The organism is Planktotalea sp., assembly GCF_050633725.1.
Classification (GTDB): domain Bacteria; phylum Pseudomonadota; class Alphaproteobacteria; order Rhodobacterales; family Rhodobacteraceae; genus Planktotalea.
This window is the reverse complement of sequence record NZ_JBOEHB010000017.1, coordinates 18,324-35,007: the sequence shown is the minus strand read 5'-3', so window position 1 is coordinate 35,007 and position 16,684 is coordinate 18,324. Positions and strand designations below refer to the sequence as shown.

14 protein-coding genes are annotated in these 16,684 nt (G+C 55.9%); 3 read left to right on the top strand and 11 right to left on the bottom strand.

The window, feature by feature from the left end; translation table 11 throughout:
* Positions 1 to 100: 100 nt before the first annotated feature.
* The 7 genes from ACRBCU_RS13765 to ACRBCU_RS13735 form a co-directional block, all read right to left on the bottom strand.
* Complete coding sequence (locus tag ACRBCU_RS13765) at positions 101 to 901, bottom strand: glycosyl transferase (RefSeq protein ID WP_431365968.1); 801 nt, start codon at positions 899 to 901, stop codon at positions 101 to 103.
* A gap of 609 nt (positions 902 to 1,510) precedes the next feature.
* A complete protein-coding gene (locus tag ACRBCU_RS13760) occupies positions 1,511 to 2,677 on the bottom strand; it encodes a M20 aminoacylase family protein (RefSeq protein WP_431365967.1) in 1,167 nt (388 codons plus the stop codon).
* A 12-nt stretch (positions 2,678 to 2,689) separates the two neighbouring features.
* Entirely contained in the window at positions 2,690 to 3,862 is a 1,173-nt protein-coding gene (locus ACRBCU_RS13755) for a M20 aminoacylase family protein (RefSeq protein WP_431365966.1), read from the bottom strand.
* 69 nt (positions 3,863 to 3,931) lie between these two features.
* Entirely contained in the window at positions 3,932 to 5,272 is a 1,341-nt protein-coding gene (locus ACRBCU_RS13750) for an NAD(P)/FAD-dependent oxidoreductase (RefSeq protein ID WP_431365965.1), read from the bottom strand.
* Positions 5,272 to 6,444, bottom strand: coding sequence for an acetylornithine deacetylase (argE, locus tag ACRBCU_RS13745; RefSeq protein WP_431365964.1), 1,173 nt, complete (start codon positions 6,442 to 6,444; stop codon positions 5,272 to 5,274). The genes ACRBCU_RS13750 and argE overlap by 1 nt, the downstream gene beginning before the upstream one ends.
* Complete coding sequence (locus ACRBCU_RS13740) at positions 6,437 to 6,742, bottom strand: hypothetical protein (RefSeq protein WP_431365963.1); 306 nt, start codon at positions 6,740 to 6,742, stop codon at positions 6,437 to 6,439. Before ACRBCU_RS13740 ends, argE begins: the two co-directional genes overlap by 8 nt.
* A gap of 7 nt (positions 6,743 to 6,749) precedes the next feature.
* A complete protein-coding gene (locus ACRBCU_RS13735; protein WP_431365962.1) occupies positions 6,750 to 8,570 on the bottom strand; it encodes an ABC transporter ATP-binding protein in 1,821 nt (606 codons plus the stop codon).
* A 312-nt stretch (positions 8,571 to 8,882) separates the two neighbouring features.
* Between ACRBCU_RS13735 and ACRBCU_RS13730 the strand changes: the two genes are divergently transcribed.
* From ACRBCU_RS13730 to ACRBCU_RS13720, 3 genes are all read left to right on the top strand, one after another.
* Entirely contained in the window at positions 8,883 to 10,586 is a 1,704-nt protein-coding gene (locus ACRBCU_RS13730) for a peptide ABC transporter substrate-binding protein (protein WP_431365961.1), read from the top strand.
* Positions 10,587 to 10,726: 140 nt separating this feature from the next.
* Positions 10,727 to 11,734, top strand: coding sequence for an ABC transporter permease (locus ACRBCU_RS13725; protein WP_431365960.1), 1,008 nt, complete (start codon positions 10,727 to 10,729; stop codon positions 11,732 to 11,734).
* Positions 11,727 to 12,701: an ABC transporter permease gene (locus tag ACRBCU_RS13720; RefSeq protein WP_431365959.1), complete on the top strand. Its 975-nt coding sequence runs from the start codon at positions 11,727 to 11,729 to the stop codon at positions 12,699 to 12,701. The genes ACRBCU_RS13725 and ACRBCU_RS13720 overlap by 8 nt, the downstream gene beginning before the upstream one ends.
* Before the next feature lie 111 nt (positions 12,702 to 12,812).
* Here the strand turns inward: ACRBCU_RS13720 and ACRBCU_RS13715 are convergent, their stop codons facing one another.
* From ACRBCU_RS13715 to ACRBCU_RS13700, 4 genes are all read right to left on the bottom strand, one after another.
* Complete coding sequence (locus ACRBCU_RS13715) at positions 12,813 to 14,369, bottom strand: hypothetical protein (protein WP_431365958.1); 1,557 nt, start codon at positions 14,367 to 14,369, stop codon at positions 12,813 to 12,815.
* A 141-nt stretch (positions 14,370 to 14,510) separates the two neighbouring features.
* Positions 14,511 to 14,840, bottom strand: coding sequence for a DUF2322 family protein (locus ACRBCU_RS13710; protein WP_431365957.1), 330 nt, complete (start codon positions 14,838 to 14,840; stop codon positions 14,511 to 14,513).
* A gap of 97 nt (positions 14,841 to 14,937) precedes the next feature.
* Positions 14,938 to 16,335: a UDP-N-acetylmuramoyl-L-alanine--D-glutamate ligase gene (gene murD / locus ACRBCU_RS13705; RefSeq protein ID WP_431365956.1), complete on the bottom strand. Its 1,398-nt coding sequence runs from the start codon at positions 16,333 to 16,335 to the stop codon at positions 14,938 to 14,940.
* A 70-nt stretch (positions 16,336 to 16,405) separates the two neighbouring features.
* Positions 16,406 to 16,684 (bottom strand): tetratricopeptide repeat protein (locus ACRBCU_RS13700; protein ID WP_431365955.1); only part of this gene is annotated, 279 nt, incomplete at its 5' end.

Sequence of the window (16,684 nt, the reverse complement as noted above, 5' to 3'; positions counted from 1 at the left end):
AATGATTCCGTCAAGCGGCGCGCGAATTTGCCTACGGCACGTCACTTGGCGCGGGCGGGAGCCTGCGGCGCGAGTTTATTTTGGAAAATGAAGCCGAAGCCTAGGCGTATTGATCGCCGAGGTCCGCTTTGGCGCGGTCGATCCAGTGGTCCTGAAGCCATGTACAGGGCTTGGAATAGCGGATGATCTGGCCAGTGTAACCAGTGAGCGCATCGCTCATTTTAGGGCGACCATGAAAGCAGACAACGCGGGCGTCATCGGGCAGTTTGGGTGCGCGAACATAGTTGGTCGGGAAAGGGTTGGTATCGTATTTGAACGAGACAACCCATTCTGGCGGTATATATTCAAAGCAGTCGTTGTCCATTGCTTTGTGCGAGGTATAGCGCTGCTCTGATCCGCGCGCTTTTTCGACTTCTTCATAAGGGTTTGCGGCCAAATCGTTGTAAAGGAACGTGTGAACCTCAGGGTCATAGCGAAAGACCGATCCGTGCCCTGTTGGTCTGCCTTTGCGCTTTTCTGTCCAGTCATGGCGCATGCAGATTTTATCGTCTGCCATGTCGAAAATGTCATCTAGGCCGCCTGTGATGACCACATCCAGATCGAACCCCAGCACAGGGCCTTCAAGGTCTGGAATGAGCCCCGGTTTGAACAGCGAGACCTTGCGCATCGCGCCTTGACGGTTGGCAACCGCAAGCGCGGCGTTCATCGGCTCCAAGAAAGGCTCAACAGGTAGGTCGAGCACCTCGATATCGGGGTGAAATCCGTCCGAATTTTCGGTCATACAGATGAAACGAATGGGCCGCGACATATTGCGCCGCACGCCAGAATAGAGGCGATTCACGTATTCAGGGCCGAAAAGCGTGCCCCATTTGATGCAAACGATTGTAGCTGGCTGTGTCATGACGCGCGGTGTATCGTGGGTGGATGGGTGCGGCAAGCGAGCATTTCTGCTGCACGTCGTGAAAGCCGCGATTGAAATCGACCCGCGCGTCTTTGCACCGTTGTTATCAGAGAACGCGGATGGAGCATTGCGTCACAAAAAGACGGCTAGTCGCCGCCGTCACCGTCCCCTTCACGGTCCCATTCTCCGCCCGGTTCTGAGGGGTCATAGTCTGCGCATCGCTGCCCTCCGTGCCATTCGATCCAGACATAGGTTCCGTCATCTCGCCGCCGCAGAGAGGTTCGCCTGCAACGATCGCGGTAGAAGGAAAATGCAAAAACGCAGATGAGGAAGACACATTCGAAAAAGTTGAATGCCCAGCCGGTTTCAGAGCTATAGCTCAGCAATGCTCGGTTCCATATATTGTTGAAAGGAGTGTGTAGAGATGAAGCGCGGCGCCTGTGCAAAGTTAGAGCTGTCTAACTCTTGAGCACCTAGCAATCTGTTTTTTCGGATCAGCTTCATATCTGCCTCCCCAATAGCATGGGGAGTGTAACAGAATAATGACAGTGCCTTGGCAAACATGTCTGCTTGCCAAGGGAATTTCACAAACGTTTGAAAACGACGCGGTTACGCCGCTGGCATACGTTGCTCGACGATTTCCGCCCACCAGCTTGCGCCTGCGGGGCTGGTTTCATCGTTAAAGTTATACTCGGGGTGGTGCACCATCGCCGTGTCGCCATTGCCGACGACGATATAGGCACCGGGGCGTTCCTCTAGCATGAAGGCGAAATCCTCACCGCCCATGACCAGTGGCGCGTCGTGGGTTGGCTTGCCTGAAACGGTTTCAGCAACGCGCGCTGCGAATTCTGTTTGCTCTTCGGAGTTCACCATCACGGGGTAGTTTCGGTGGTAGTCCAGCTCAATCGTTCCGCCGTAAGTGGCTGCGACGCCTGCACAAATCTCGCCCATGCGTTGCTCGGCGAGATCGCGCACCTCAGCTGAAAGCGTGCGCACGGTGCCTTTGATCGACACTTTCTGCGGGATCACATTATGCGCTTTGGATGAGGTTTCGAAGGACGTGACAGACACCACAACCTGCTCGGTCGGATCAACGTTGCGCGAGGCAATCGTCTGCAAGGACAGCACCAATTGCGAGGCCATGACCGTCGTGTCGATGGTCTCCTGCGGCTTGGCCGCGTGACCGCCCCTGCCCTCTAGCTCAATTTCGAACACATCCGCTGCTGCAAAAAATGGACCAGAACGGATCGCAAATTCGCCAACAGGCAGGCCCGGCCAGTTGTGCATGCCGTAGACTTCCTGAATGCCGAATTGCTCCATCATCCCATCATCGCACATCTCTTTGCCGCCGCCGCCGCCTTCTTCAGCGGGCTGGAAGATCACCACAACAGTGCCGTCAAAGTTGCGCGTCTCGGACAGGTATTTCGCCGCGCCGAGCAGCATCGCTGTGTGACCGTCATGCCCGCAAGCATGCATCGCGTCTGGCGTTTTGGAGGCATACTCAAGCCCCGTTTCCTCATGGATCGGCAGCGCGTCCATGTCTGCGCGCAGGCCAATGACTTTGCCCGATGCGTTCTGCTTGCCTTTGATGACACCCACAACGCCCGTGCGGCCAATGCCTGTAACGATCTCGTCGCAGCCAAACTCTTTGAGTTTGTCAGCAACAATACCAGAGGTGCGATGGGTGTCGAACAGGATTTCCGGATGTTCGTGTAGATCACGGCGCCATTCGGTGATTTCGGGCAGCATTTCAGCAAGACGGTTTTTGATAGGCATTTTAAATCTCCTTTACGCCGCAGGCATGCGGCTCTCGACCATGCCAGCCAGCCATGAACAGCCAGCGGGGATTGCGTCGTCATTGAAAACATATTCAGGGTGATGGACCATCGCGCCCTCTTCCCCGTTACCGAGGAAGATATAAGCGCCGGGCCGTGCCTCTAACATATAGGCGAAGTCTTCTCCTGCCATGATAGGCGGTGTGTTGTCGTCAACTGCGCCCTCTCCCGCAACGGCGCGCGCGACATCAGCGGCAAAGGCAGTATTCTCTTCGGTGTTTACAGTTACTGGATAGCCGCGATCATAGGTAATCTCGGCGGTGCAGTCATAGGCCTCTGCCGTGGCTGTCACGATTTTCTCAAAGCGACGTTGAACCAAATCGCGCACGTCTGGATCCAGCGTGCGCACCGTGCCGCCAAGTTGCACAGTTTGGGGGATCACATTGAAGGCAGAGCTGTCGTTGCTCAAAGTGCAGACCGACACAACCGCGTTCTGCAAAGGGTCTACATTGCGGCTGGTGATGCTCTGCACGGCGAGCATAATATGTGCTGCGGTGATGTTTGGATCAATCGCCTGATGCGGGATTGCGCCGTGGCCGCCCTTGCCGGTTATGGTGATCGCAAATTCGTCCGTCGCGGCCAACAGCCCGCCTGAACGTATTGCGAAGCTCCCTATCTCGCCGGGGAAATTATGCAGGCCATAGACCTCTTGCACGCCATAGGAATCCATAACCCCCTCGTCCACCATGACTTTGCCGCCTCCGCCACCCTCTTCTGCGGGTTGGAACAGCAATATGGCAGTGCCATCAAAATTGCGCGTCTCCACCAGATATTTGGCAGCGCCGAGCAGCATCGCGGTGTGACCGTCGTGTCCGCAGGCATGCATTTTTCCATCGTGGGTGGATGGGTAGTCAACGTCAGCCGCTTCATGAATCGGCAAAGCATCCATGTCTGCGCGCAGTGCAATCACGCGACCCGATTTGTTGGTTTTTCCTTTGATAACCGCAACCATGCCGGTTTGCGCGATGCCTGTTTCCAGACTATCGACGCCAATTTCACGCAGGCGTTCTTCAACAAATTGCGCGGTTTTTGGGAGTTCAAAACCTAATTCCGGGATCGTGTGAAGGTGACGACGCCATTCTGTGATTTCAGCGTGTAGATCGGCAAATCTATTATGAATCGGCATCGGTTATCCCTATCAGTTTTTAAAAGCGTCGCGCATTCAAGCGCGCACCGCAAGTGGGCGGACGCCGCGTCACAGGTTCGGCCCAAGAACCAGTGTGCTGCGATCGGAAAAACGGCCTAAGCGGAAGCGGCTCAGATCGTGCCCTGCGTCATGCCCCTGCATCAATTTCGCGGTTATGCGCCCAAAAGCTGGCCCGATGCCAAAGCCGTGGCCACACATCCCTGTGCAAATCGTCAGGTTCGGCAGGGCATCGCAAGTATCAACAATAGGCACCACATCAGGCATCACGTCAATCATGCCAGCCCATGCCTCTTTGATGTGAACGGGCCCAAGGCTCGGGAAGGTATCCGCAAAATCGCGCGCGAGTTTGCGGACTTTTGCCCTGTTCGGAGCGGGATTTAGGATACGCATTTTCTCAAACGGGCTGACGCTATCTTCAGCCCAACGTCGCCCTGTGCCCCAAGCATCGGGAAACCCTCTTGGCGCAGCAGGCAAATACCGCGTGCCGAGCGGATCCTGAAGCAGTTGCGGCATGAAACGGGCAAAGGCGCGAAAGGCATCTGGCCCAACGAACAATTCGTGAAAGCCTGAAGGCGCTAGGGTATAGCCACCATCCGCGCGCCTGCGCCAAGCAAGCCGATCGTCGACCGCATTATTGCTGGTAATTTCAGGCAGTGCTCCGCTCGCAGCAACGGTTGCGCGAACGGAAAGCTGCGGAATCGAAACACCATGCCGACGCAGCAGCAGTGATGACCACGACCCGCCCGCAAGCGCTACTCTTTTTGAAGCGATCCGGCCCCTTTCCGTGATGACCCCGCTCACTGCGCCGCCTACCAGATCAAGCGCACGCACGGCGCAGTTTTCTATGATCGTGACCCCATCCGCGACTGCGGCGCTGGCGAATTTCGGCACGGCGCGCCAAGGTTCGGCGCGAAAGTCCGTTGGTGTGTAAAGCGCCCCTGCCCAGCGCGCGTTGGCTTGGGGCAATTGGTCCATCAGCTCATGCGCGGACAAAATCCGAGATGACAGATTATGAGGCGCAACTTGATCCAGCCAGCCTTGAAACCCTTCAACGGCCTGATCATCGCGGCCCAGATACAGCGTTCCCGATTGCGTCAGCCCTACACCGCCAACCCGTTTATCGATCTCACGCCACATGGCTTGCGCTTCTAGCATTATCGGGATTTCAGCGAGATCCCTCCCTTGCGCGCGCACCCACCCCCAATTTCGCGAAGATTGCTCACCTGCAACGCGGCCCTTTTCCAAAAGCACTGGCTTTAGGCCTGCTTTAGCAAGTTCCCATGCGGTCATGACACCGATGATGCCACCTCCTATGACAACCGCGTCCGCTTCGCTCGGCAGTTCGGCGTTATGTTCAATTGGGCTTTGATCGTTGATCGGAAAGGCCATCAGGCAAGGCGCTCTAGCAGCTTCTCCATAAAGGCGTGGCCTGCGTTGAACTGTTCTACCGTGCAGAACTCATTAGGCTGATGGGCTTGGGCAATATCACCGGGGCCGCAAATCACTGCAGAGTAACCGCGCTCTTGGAACTGTCCTGCTTCAGTGCCGTAACTCACCTTATGCGAAGCGTTATCGCCTGTGATTTGACGCACCAGCGTTTCCGCTTCGCCGTCCTCTTCTGGCACAAGACCCGGCACGTTAAAGCGCTGGGTCAGCTCGATGCTGGTCTCAGGCACCACCGCCTGCATCTCCGCTTCGACCTCACGGACTTTCGCGAAATAGCGCTCGCACCACTCATCAATGCTCTCATCTGGCACAACACGGAAATCGAACCCAAACTTACAGTCCTTAGCTGTGATATTATGTGCCGTGCCGCCCTCGATCACGCCCACATGTGTGGTAGTGAAAGGCGGGACAAACATTGCCGCTGTATCAGTCGGCTCTTTCGCCATATTTTCCGCATTCAGCGCGTTGGCAAAATCAATCAACTTCGCCCCATACATGATCGCATTCACGCCCGTATGCAAAAGCGAGCTATGCACCTCAAAGCCTTTGATATGCGTATGATAACCACGCCCACCTTTGTGACCCGTGACTGCCTGCATCATGCTTGGCTCGCCTACGATCACGGCACTCGCCTTGGGCAGGGTTTCAAGAATGCGATCAATCATCGGCGGCGCGCCGGTGCAGCCGATCTCTTCGTCAAAGCTGAGTGCAATCTGCAAAGGCCGTGTCACGCCGCGCTTTTTCGCTTCGACCAGCGCCCAGATCGCCAGCCCGTCAAAGCCCTTCATATCGCAGGTGCCGCGCCCGTAGTATTTGCCGTCTTTCTCGGTCACCGTCCAAGGGTCAGTATCCCAAGGTTGCCCGTCAATCGGCACAACGTCCGTGTGGCCCGACAGAACGATACCACCTTCAATCTCTGGCCCCACATGGGCAAACAAAGCAGCCTTCTCGACCACCCGCCCCTCGGTATCGTCATAGTAACGATGGCAAGTGATGCCGTGGGAATTGAGGTATTCTTCGACCCAGTCGATCAGCGGCAGGTTGCTATCGCGGCTGACGGTGGGAAAGCTGATGAGCTTGGTCATCAGGTCGAGGGGCGACAATGTGTCAGTCATTCTCTGGGGCTTTCTCTAGTCGGACTTCAGTAGGTGAAACGAAGTAAACCCTAACAAACTCAAACATTTTGAAATTCGAATTAAACCAATCTCGCAATTCGGTACTCCCAAATATCCTCGGAGTACCGTTTCCATTGGTGGTGCGATCCATTTTACCATGAAGCTTTCTGTAGCCGAACACATCGATTGTAATCTCCGCACGATCTGCAGGATCAATGTATTTTTCTACAGCTACGCCAATATTGAAAAAGCCCTGTGCATGGTAAGCTTTTCCAAGCTTTACATCATAGTAAGGCAAACTCACCTCAATACCCGCTATCTGTCAGCAACACGAAATGCTCGGGGCTGACTTCTTCGTAGCGGGATGGTTCGGGATCATAGCCCACAGGATGCATCGGCGATGGGATCGGCTTGAAGTTCAAATCTTTCTCATCCTTGCGCTTGCGCGGATCGGCGATGGGAACCGCTTTCATCAGGGCTTGCGTATACGGATGACGCGGGTCTTCAAACACCTGCGCGCGCGGGCCCATTTCAACGATGCGGCCCAGATACATGACGCCCACATAATGGCTGACGCGTTCAACGACAGCCATATCGTGGGAAATAAACAGGTAACTCAGACCCAGTTCGGCCTGCAATTCCATCATCAGATTCACCACCTGCGCCTGCACGGACACATCCAAAGCGGACACCGCTTCATCCGCGACAATCAGCTTCGGGTTCAAGGCCAAAGCCCGCGCAATCGCGACGCGCTGGCGCTGTCCTCCGGATAATTCATGCGGGAAGCGGCGCAGGAAACTGCGCGGCAGTTCCACGCGATCAAACAGCATCTCGACGCGGGCCGTCAGCGCTTGGCCCGAGGCGGTGCCAAAGTTGCGCATGGGTTCCGCGACTTGATCCAAAAGCTGCATTTGCGGGTTGAGCGATGCAAACGGGTCCTGAAAGATCATCTGCATATCGCGGCGCGCATCGCGCAGCTCTGCCGGCGACATATCCATAATCTCAACGCCATCGAGCGTGATCTGCCCCGCGAGCGGCTCGACCAAGCGCAGCAGGGAACGACCGACCGTGGACTTGCCGCAACCAGATTCGCCAACAAGCGACAGGGTTTGGCCTTTGTTGATCGTAAAAGAGATATCTTCGGCGGCATGAACATTCGCCACAACGCGGCGCAGCAAGCCCCCTGTCACCGGAAAGCGCGTCGTCAGACCTGATACGGCTAACAAAGGCTCCTGCGTGCCGGGAATCGGTTTGATCTCATCCTGTTCATGGCCCAGCAATTTCATCGGCTCTGGCGCAGACTTCCCGCGCATCTCGCCGAGTTTCGGAACTGCCGCCAAGAGCGCCTTGGTATAAGGATGCTGCGGGTTCTCGAAGATTTCCTCGACCGTGCCCTCTTCCACCTTATTGCCGCGGAACATAACCACCACGCGATCCGCCATCTGCGCGACCACCGCCATATCGTGGGTGATGAACATCACCGCTGTGCCCGTCTCGCGCTTGAGGCGATCCATCAGCGCAAGAATTTCCGCCTGAATGGTCACATCGAGCGCCGTTGTCGGCTCATCCGCGATCAGCAAGCGCGGCTCACAGGCCAGCGCAATCGCGATGACAACACGCTGGCGCATACCGCCCGACAATTCATGCGGATATTGCGCAAGGCGCTTCTCAGGTTCTGGGATGCGGACCTGTCGCATCAGCTCGAGGGCGCGCTCTTCCGCCTCTCCCTTGCTCATCCCGCGATGCACGCGCAGACCTTCCGTCAATTGACGCCCAACCGTGAACACAGGGTTCAGCGCGGTCATTGGTTCCTGAAAGATCATGCCGATCTCGTTTCCCCGAATCGTGCGCATCAAATCAGGGTCCGCGTCACGCAAATCGATTGTCTTTTTGTCTTTTCGGTCAAAAATTAATCGCCCGCCCGAAATTTCGCCCCCTCCGTACTCAACAAGGCGCATCAACGAGAGCGATGAGACCGATTTTCCCGAACCAGATTCGCCCACGACGCAGACAGTTTCGCCAGAGTTGATTTCGAACGAAACGTCCTCAACACCCAATACAGGACCGTCTTTTGTTTGAAATTCGACCCTTAAATTCTTGATTTGGGCGATAGGTTGATCGAGCATTTCTTCCACCTCAATGCGTACACTTTATCACGCTAGGGGCAGAGCGCGCGCGATGTCAAATCGCAAAGCTCAAGCGCGCAAAAACAGCCCAGATTACGAAAGGTCGTACAGCAAGACGCTTGCATTTTCAGAAAACTCTGTTTCGATGCTCTCAGTGATCGAAAGTCAGGATGACACTCTGGGGATGTTAAGTACTTATAGTTTCAGTCTTTTTCGTTCGATCGTTACGACGAGTTCGGTAAAAACCGATCCAACACAAATGCAAAGTCACCATGGGAACTGGTCGGCTTTGATCAACAAGGAGAAACTTCTATGAAGCTTCGTACACTCATGCTGGGTGCTGCTGCCAGCTTTGCTATGGCCCCTATGGCTATGGCGGAACGTGGTAGCGACGGCACCGTCAACATCATCTATTGGCAAGCGCCATCCATCTTGAACCCCTACCTTTCCGGCGGCACAAAAGATGTAGAATCAGCGTCGCTCGTGATCGAGCCGCTGGCGCGCTACAATGAAACCGGCGAAATGGTTCCTTTCCTTGCATCGGAGATCCCCACTGTTGCCAACGGCGGCGTATCTGCGGATCTTACTTCGATCACATGGAAAATTGCACCAGGCATGAAATGGTCTGACGGCAGCGCACTGACCTCTGCGGATGTTAAGTTCACTGCCGAGTACTGTATGCACCCCGAAGGCGGCTGCGCGCAGGCATCCTTCTTTGACGGCGTAACAAACGTTGAAGCGATCGACGATTTGACGGTCAAAGTCACATTCGATCAGCCCAAGCCAAACCCATATGGCCCATTTGTTGGCGGCCAGTCCCCAATTATCCAAGCGGCGCAGTTTGCGGATTGCCTTGGTGCAAAAGCACCAGAGTGTACTGATGCGAACTTTGGCCCAATCGGCACAGGCCCATTTGTGGTTGATGATTTCCGTCCAAACGACGTGATCCAGTTCTCCGCGAACCCGAACTATCGCGATCCTGCTAAGCCAGCCTTTGCAAACGTGAACTTCAAAGGCGGCGGCGATGCAACAGGCGCGGGCCGCGCGGTTCTGGAAACGGGCGAATTTGACTACGCTTGGAACCTTCAGCTTGCACCAGACGTCATCGCAAAGATGGAAGAAGCAGGCAAAGGCAAAGCGATTGCCGGTTTTGGACCGCTCGTAGAGCGTCTTGAGATGAACCTGACCAACCCGAGCCCTGATCTGCCTGCAGAGACGCGCTCCACGGTTGCAGAGGCTCACCCGTTCCTCAGCGATCCAGCGGTGCGCGAAGCGCTTTCTATCTCTATCGATCGCGCGCTTCTCACCGAAGTTGGCTACGGCAAAGCGGGTACACCGACGTGTAACCTCGTGCCTGCTCCGGCGATCTATGCGTCTGACAATACGGCCTGCCTGACACAAGACATCGAAAAAGCCAAAGCGCTGCTCGAGGGTGCTGGCTGGGTTGACAGCGACGGCGATGGCGTTCGCGAGAAAGACGGCGTCAAGCTTTCTATCCTCTATCAAACATCGACCAACGCTGTGCGTCAGGACTTCCAAGCCCTGATCAAAGAGTGGTGGAAAGAGATCGGAGTTGAAACAGAGCTTCGTAACCTCGACGCCTCTGTCTTCTTCGGCGGCGACCCCGGTTCTCCTGATACGTTCCAGAAGTTCTACGCTGACGTGGAAATGTATGCGAACACCTTCAATGGCACAGACCCACAGCAGTACCTTGCAGCGTACCGTTGCGGTAACGAGCCGAAGCCAGCCAGCCAGTGGCAGGGTGAGAACATCAACCGTTTCTGTGATCCCGCATATGACGCGCTGATCGACAAGCTTGCAGGCACGGGTGACATCGACGAGCGCGGCAAAATCGCCCGTCAGATGAACGACATGGTGACCAAAGACACAAACACGATCATCCCATTGGTGAACCGTGCACGTGTTTCTGCACATGCAAATAGCCTCGGCGGCGTTGTCCTGAACGTTTGGGATAGCGAGCTGTGGAACATCGCAGATTGGCATCGCACAAAATAATCCTCCTGTGAGGATAACAGCCTCGCCAGTGCTCATTGCATTGGCGAGGTCCACTTTGCAAAACCGTCCTAAGTTTGTTTGCCGTTGCCCCCTGCCTTGGGAGCTGTCGCCAACACACTTGATCTTAAGTTTGGGTCCACATGCTAACATTCACGATTAGACGTCTGGTCTTATCCGTTCCGACGCTCTTATTCATCGCCCTCGTGATCTTTATGCTTATGGAGCTCGCGCCCGGCGATCCGATGGCGCAAGTTCCCCTAACCGTTCCACCCGAAGTCAAAGAAAAGATGCGCGAAGCGCTCGGTCTTGGCCAACCCGCGCATATCCGTTTCTTCAAATGGCTCTATCAGTTCTTTGTCGTTGAACCGATGGTGTTCTGGGATTGGCTCTGGGGCACCGCCCATACCGAAGGTATGCAGCGCGTTATCTCTTGGCAAACACGCAGCCCTGTGATGGACATCGTGATCCAGCGTATGCCGCAAACGCTCTGGGTTGTGGCCATGGCTTACCTCGTGGGCGTTCTTATTGCTCTGCCCATCGGCATCTATTCCGCCTACCGTCAGTATTCAGTCTTTGATCAGACTGGAACATTCGTTTCTATGATCGGCTTTTCGATCCCGCCTTTTTTTACGGGCCCGCTGCTGATTGTTCTGTTCTCGGTTCAACTTGGTTGGCTCCCATCCATTTATGACACAACCCATGTGGTCACGGACTGGGCCAGCTTCAAAGTGCAGTTCATGCAAATGATTATGCCAGTCATGGTGCTCGCGCTGCAAACCACCGCGCAGATCAGCCGCTACATGCGCGCAGCGATGCTGGAAAACCTTAACCAGGACTACGTGCGCACCGCGCGGGCCAAGGGCCTGTCCGAAGCGGTCGTGGTCATGGTCCACGTACTGCGCAACTCGATGATCCCTGTTGTGACCATCATCGCGCTCGGCATGCCCGCGATCTTCGGCGGCGCGATCATCACCGAGAACGTGTTCAAAGTGAACGGCATCGGGCAACTCCTGCTCACCGCGCTCTTCGCCAATGACATCCCAATGGTGCTGACGCTCACCTTCATCTTCGCGATCCTGATCGTGGTCTTTAACCTGATTGCCGATATTCTCTACGGCGTACTTGATCCGAGGATCCGCTATGACTGATATCGCAAAGATCGACCCGATTGAGGCACTCAAGGACAAAGAACCCTCCAAACCACCGCGCAGCCAGTGGAAAGACGTCTGGGACCAGTTCCGCAAACACAAAGGCGCGATGTTCGGCGGCGGCTTCCTCGTGTTCATAACGCTCTTCGTGATTGTTGGCCCTTATGTGTGGTCGCTCGATCCGCAAAAGCTGGACATTCGCAACAAAGACATGCGCCCGATCTACACGCTGCTCTGGGACGGCGATGCAAAGGCCGGCTGGCACCGCCCCTTCGGCACCGACAACCTGGGCCGCGATATGCTCGCCAATATGATCAAAGGCGGACGCACTTCGCTCGCCGTGGGCTGGGCCGCAATGGTGCTGGCGCTCTTCCTCGGCACGCTAATCGGCGTGCTCTCGGGCTATTTCAAACGCCTCGACGGGGTGCTCATGCGCTTCACCGATCTTGTGCTCTCCCTGCCCCTGCTACCGCTCCTGCTGGTGGCTGTGACGCTCTTCCGTCAACCCCTGCGCGCCGCATACGGGCCAGAGGGCGGCATGTTCGTGCTGATCGTTGGCATCATCGGCATCACCAGCTGGATGCAAACCGCCCGCATCGTGCGCGGCGAAATCTTGGCGCTGAAAGAGCGCGAGTTCATCCTCGCGGCGCGCTCCATCGGCACGACGCCCTATAAAATCATCACGCGGCATTTGTTGCCCAACATCATGTCGCCCATCATGGTCTCCGCAACGCTTGGCCTTGCGACCGCGATCATCACCGAAAGCGCTCTGTCGTTCTTGGGTGTCGGCTTCCCCTCCGACTTCCCCACATGGGGCAAGATGCTCGCCGATAGCGTCCCGCGCATGACCGAGTACCCCGAGCGCGTCCTGCTCCCCGGCATCGCAATCTCCCTTACGGTTCTGTCGGTTAACTACCTAGGAGACGGGTTGCGCGACGCCCTAGACCCCCGCATCAGAGGCCGCTAAACGTAGGGTGCGTGATATCACGCACCTTACCCCGCAAGTTATTCAATGAGCGGCAGGAGCCAACCCTTTGGATGATATCTGGTTAGCCGACAGAAAGGCGATACTTCCAATTCAAAAGATGCCCCAAAAATTACCCGAACCAACTTGGGTAAACACCTCGGTCACCCAGGGCCCACCTTCCGAAGCTGCCTCTTGTATTGCATCGACGCCCTTATCAAGTTTGTTCAACTTGTCTGCATATCCAACCACTGTATCTACCGCTGAACTGTCCTTGGATGCATCTGTTCCCGCTTCACCAGCTTCATGCTTTAACTTAGCCCCTCTCGGAATCGCGCCAAGCAAGAACGTCCATGCAGCCGCCTTCTCCTCATCGGTCGCTTCATCACTTGCAACCACGAGCAAAGCCCTAGAAATCGCAGCTTGAAGAAGACCACGGCTATCCGCAGCCATCCCAGCACTCATCCTGACGGCCAAGGTGATCTGTTGATCTGTCATCAACTGGACTTTGACAGCGCGTCGCCGCTTAATCTCGTCCATAACTTCTGGAGCAGATACACCAACATCAGCCGCGCGGTCTTGCAGCCCATTGAGCAGCCTATCAACTTGAACATGTTCTAATGCCGCTTCTGTCTTGGCGACCAGATGAAACGCACGATGCGCTTCTTCAATCGAGCGCAACAGTTCTCTTGGGTTGTCTTTGTTCTTAGACATCCGTTTGCGGAGCTCATCTAAATGAGGAGCGTAGGCATCTACGAGAGCTAAGCCTAAGTTTCCACGTTCTTTTTTGCAGTTACTGTTGAACTCGCGCAGAGAACGTTGAATGTCTTTAACGATACTCGACAGATCTCGATTTTCTATCGGTTCAGACGTAAGAGCGCCAGTTGTTCGAGACCGAACAATTCGCTGACCCAAAGGGTTGTCGGCAATAATTTGGTCGACTTGATAGGCACTCTCAATCTCGGCAATTAGCTCTGAAACCCTGAGAGGGCCTCTCGCCCAGTCCTCGTCTTGAATGCTCGCTACCTGGAACAATAGATGACACGGCAGTAGCTCTCCAAGTTTGCTCGTTTCAAAGTAACGCAACCAGAACCTCCAAAGTACACTTTTGCCTTCAACGCTTTCGCGAAATATCATTTCGGAGCGCCTTACAATTTCAGGAATTGTATTTGACCACAAAGGTCTTTGAGCAAGGTCCCTACCAATTTCAATGCTCGATGCATCAGCAACCACCTCGGCACGAACCGAAGGATAAGCAAACAATGGTGTTCCAAAAACAGCGTCGGAAGCGTCCCGTTGTATATTCGCCTTACAATATCCAACACGCACCGCAGCGGCAAAAACATCTGAAATTTGGCCGACATCTTTGTTCGCGATATATGCAGCTCGCGCAGTAATTCTGAAACGACTCGTCAAGGCAATTGGGCAAGCGCTAATTCCCCCCGTAACTGCTAAACACCGCAGTATAGGTAAAACGGATCTAGAATCCTCCAACGCCACTTCACCGCAAAACCATTCCCATGCTATCGGCAGTACACGCATCGCAGCGCGGTGCGCGATCTGCACAGCAATTTGCCGCGCTTCTAGCTCGCTCATGCCTTGGCTCTTGGGCCATTCGGTCAGCCATTGCTCTAAGCTGTCGCGATCGTTAATGTCTTTTGCTTCAATCATATTTCAAACATGCGAGCGCGGCGCTGCACGTGCAAGGTGAATAATCCCCCACGCAACGCAAACTCACATTAACGTACTGTTAAAAAACAACAAATGTTTCTCGCGCGAAACAAATCAGCCGCAAAGGTAAGGTGCGTGATATCACGCACCAAACAGCCGCACCTCAAGCACCGCATCGCCCTCAATAACCCCGAACAACAAATCAATGTTCGGGTGCGCACCGGGCCGCGCCTTTGCGTCCGCCGTATGTTCCGCAAAAACCGCCAATCCATGCGTTGCGGCCTCCGCATCAATCGCCCCGAACTCTTGATGAAGATACTGATAGACAACCAGCGATCCCTGCTTGCCGGGCTTGTTCTCGATCGTCGCAACAACCGCCCCTGTGGGGTCCACTAACTCAATCCGTGCGAGGCCCTCAATCGATGGCAAAAGCTGCAAGTTTTCCTTGAACGAAGATGTCGGCTCTATCATTTCAAAACCCTCATGTGTGTAAATCTAAAACGTACGGGACGGCGTACCCGCTTTCAGCAAACGGACCCCAAACGTAAGGTGCGTGATATCACGCACCCTACCCCAAGCCAGCCGTCACCAACGCCGCAAAGTGATCGCCGCGTTTCTCGAAACTGTCATACTGATCAAAGCTCGCCGCCGCGGGGGCCAACAGCACTGTCTCGCCCTCGCCAGCATCTTCCATCGCGCGCGCTACGGCTTGCTCCATCGTTGTGCAGACCTCAGTTTCAACGCCACTCAATTGCATCGCAAACCCCGCCGCCTCGCGCCCGATCACATAGGCCTTGAGCACCTCGCCCGCCGCGCCCGCCAGCGCGGACACGCCGCCCTCTTTCTCGAGGCCCCCGCATATCCAGCGGATCTTCTTGAACGCCCCGAGCGCCTTCACCGCGCTGTCCACATTCGTCGCTTTGGAGTCGTTCACATAGGTCACGCCCCCCGCCTCCGCCACGATCTGAGAGCGATGCGGCAGCCCGGGATAACTCGCGAACCCCGCCTCGATCACGCGCGGCGCGAGGCCAAGCGTGCGGCACACCGCATAGGCGCAGCAGGCGTTTTGATGGTTATGCGTTCCGGGAAGGCCCTTGATCGCGCGCAAATCAATCGAGCCGATTTGCCGCCCCTTACGATACTCCGACAGAAACCCTTTCTTCGCGAACACAGTCCAGCCGAAATCGGTCATTTTACGTTCCACAGACACACGGATCACCCGATCATCCTGCGGCCCTTCCGCCATTTGCCCAGCGAGGTACAGCCCCTCCGCCTCATCCACGCCAATGATCGCGCGCTCTGGTCCGCCTTCGGCGAACAAGCGGCGTTTCGCGGCGAAATAACCGCCCATCCCGTGATGGCGATCCAAGTGATCGGGCGAGAGGTTGGTGAACACCGCAATATCAGGCGTCAACGCGCGCGCGAGGTCGGTTTGATAGGAGGAGAGCTCCAGCACCACCACTTCGCCGTCAATCGCGGGGTCGATATCGAGCACGCCCCGCCCGATGTTGCCCGCCAATTGCGTCGGGCGACCCGCATGCTCCAGCACATGATGGATCAAGGCCGAGGTCGTCGATTTTCCGTTCGATCCCGTCACCGCCACCACGCGCGGGGTCACGTCCATGTTGTCCCACTGGCTGTTGGCGAAAGAGCGGAAAAAGAGCGAAATGTCGTTGTCCACAGGCACGCCCAGCTCCAGCGCCTCTGCGATCACAGGGTTGGGTGCGGGGTAGAGATGCGGAATGCCCGGCGAAGTGATCAGCAGCGCAAGATCGGCGAGGGTTTTGCCCGTCAGCTTGGCGGTCTCGAACCCCTCGCCCTCCGCCTTGGCGCGGGCCGCGTCGTTGTCATCCCAACACACAGGCACCGCCCCGCCCTCGTGCAGCGCGCGCGCCGCAGACAGACCAGAGCGCCCCAGCCCCAACACGCCCACACGCGCGCCGCTATATCCTTGCACTGGAATCATCGGGAAGCCCTCGTCTATTGCCTTGCGTGCATTGGGTAGATCAAATCACGCGGATTGGCTAGGTGGGGCATTACGGCTTTTGGGCAAGCAGCTTATCGAGATTGGCTTGAATTCCTGTCGTGTTCGGATGCTCCGGACCAAGCCGATCAAGCGTAATTTTCACCGCCTCACGGTAGAGGCCCTCTGCCTCCTCAAAGCGGCCCTGCGCCTCAACCACCCCTGCGAGGTTGTTCATGTGGATGGCATAGTCCGGATGCTCGGTGCCTATCGTCTTTTCATCGATTAGAAGCGCCTCGCGGTAGAGGCGCTCTGCCTCTTCATAACGGTCCTGCGCCCGTACCACATTTGC

What these genes read in the sequence shown, in the direction of transcription:
- ACRBCU_RS13765 (WP_431365968.1), bottom strand. Translation starts at nt 901, where the DNA reads ATGACACAGCCAGCTACAATCGTTTGCATCAAATGGGGCACGCTTTTC.
- ACRBCU_RS13760 (WP_431365967.1), bottom strand. Translation starts at nt 2,677, where the DNA reads ATGCCTATCAAAAACCGTCTTGCTGAAATGCTGCCCGAAATCACCGAA.
- ACRBCU_RS13755 (WP_431365966.1), bottom strand. Translation starts at nt 3,862, where the DNA reads ATGCCGATTCATAATAGATTTGCCGATCTACACGCTGAAATCACAGAA.
- ACRBCU_RS13750 (WP_431365965.1), bottom strand. Translation starts at nt 5,272, where the DNA reads ATGGCCTTTCCGATCAACGATCAAAGCCCAATTGAACATAACGCCGAA.
- argE (WP_431365964.1), bottom strand. Translation starts at nt 6,444, where the DNA reads ATGACTGACACATTGTCGCCCCTCGACCTGATGACCAAGCTCATCAGC.
- ACRBCU_RS13735 (WP_431365962.1), bottom strand. Translation starts at nt 8,570, where the DNA reads ATGCTCGATCAACCTATCGCCCAAATCAAGAATTTAAGGGTCGAATTT.
- ACRBCU_RS13730 (WP_431365961.1), top strand. Translation starts at nt 8,883, where the DNA reads ATGAAGCTTCGTACACTCATGCTGGGTGCTGCTGCCAGCTTTGCTATG.
- ACRBCU_RS13725 (WP_431365960.1), top strand. Translation starts at nt 10,727, where the DNA reads ATGCTAACATTCACGATTAGACGTCTGGTCTTATCCGTTCCGACGCTC.
- ACRBCU_RS13720 (WP_431365959.1), top strand. Translation starts at nt 11,727, where the DNA reads ATGACTGATATCGCAAAGATCGACCCGATTGAGGCACTCAAGGACAAA.
- ACRBCU_RS13715 (WP_431365958.1), bottom strand. Translation starts at nt 14,369, where the DNA reads ATGATTGAAGCAAAAGACATTAACGATCGCGACAGCTTAGAGCAATGG.
- ACRBCU_RS13710 (WP_431365957.1), bottom strand. Translation starts at nt 14,840, where the DNA reads ATGATAGAGCCGACATCTTCGTTCAAGGAAAACTTGCAGCTTTTGCCA.
- murD (WP_431365956.1), bottom strand. Translation starts at nt 16,335, where the DNA reads ATGATTCCAGTGCAAGGATATAGCGGCGCGCGTGTGGGCGTGTTGGGG.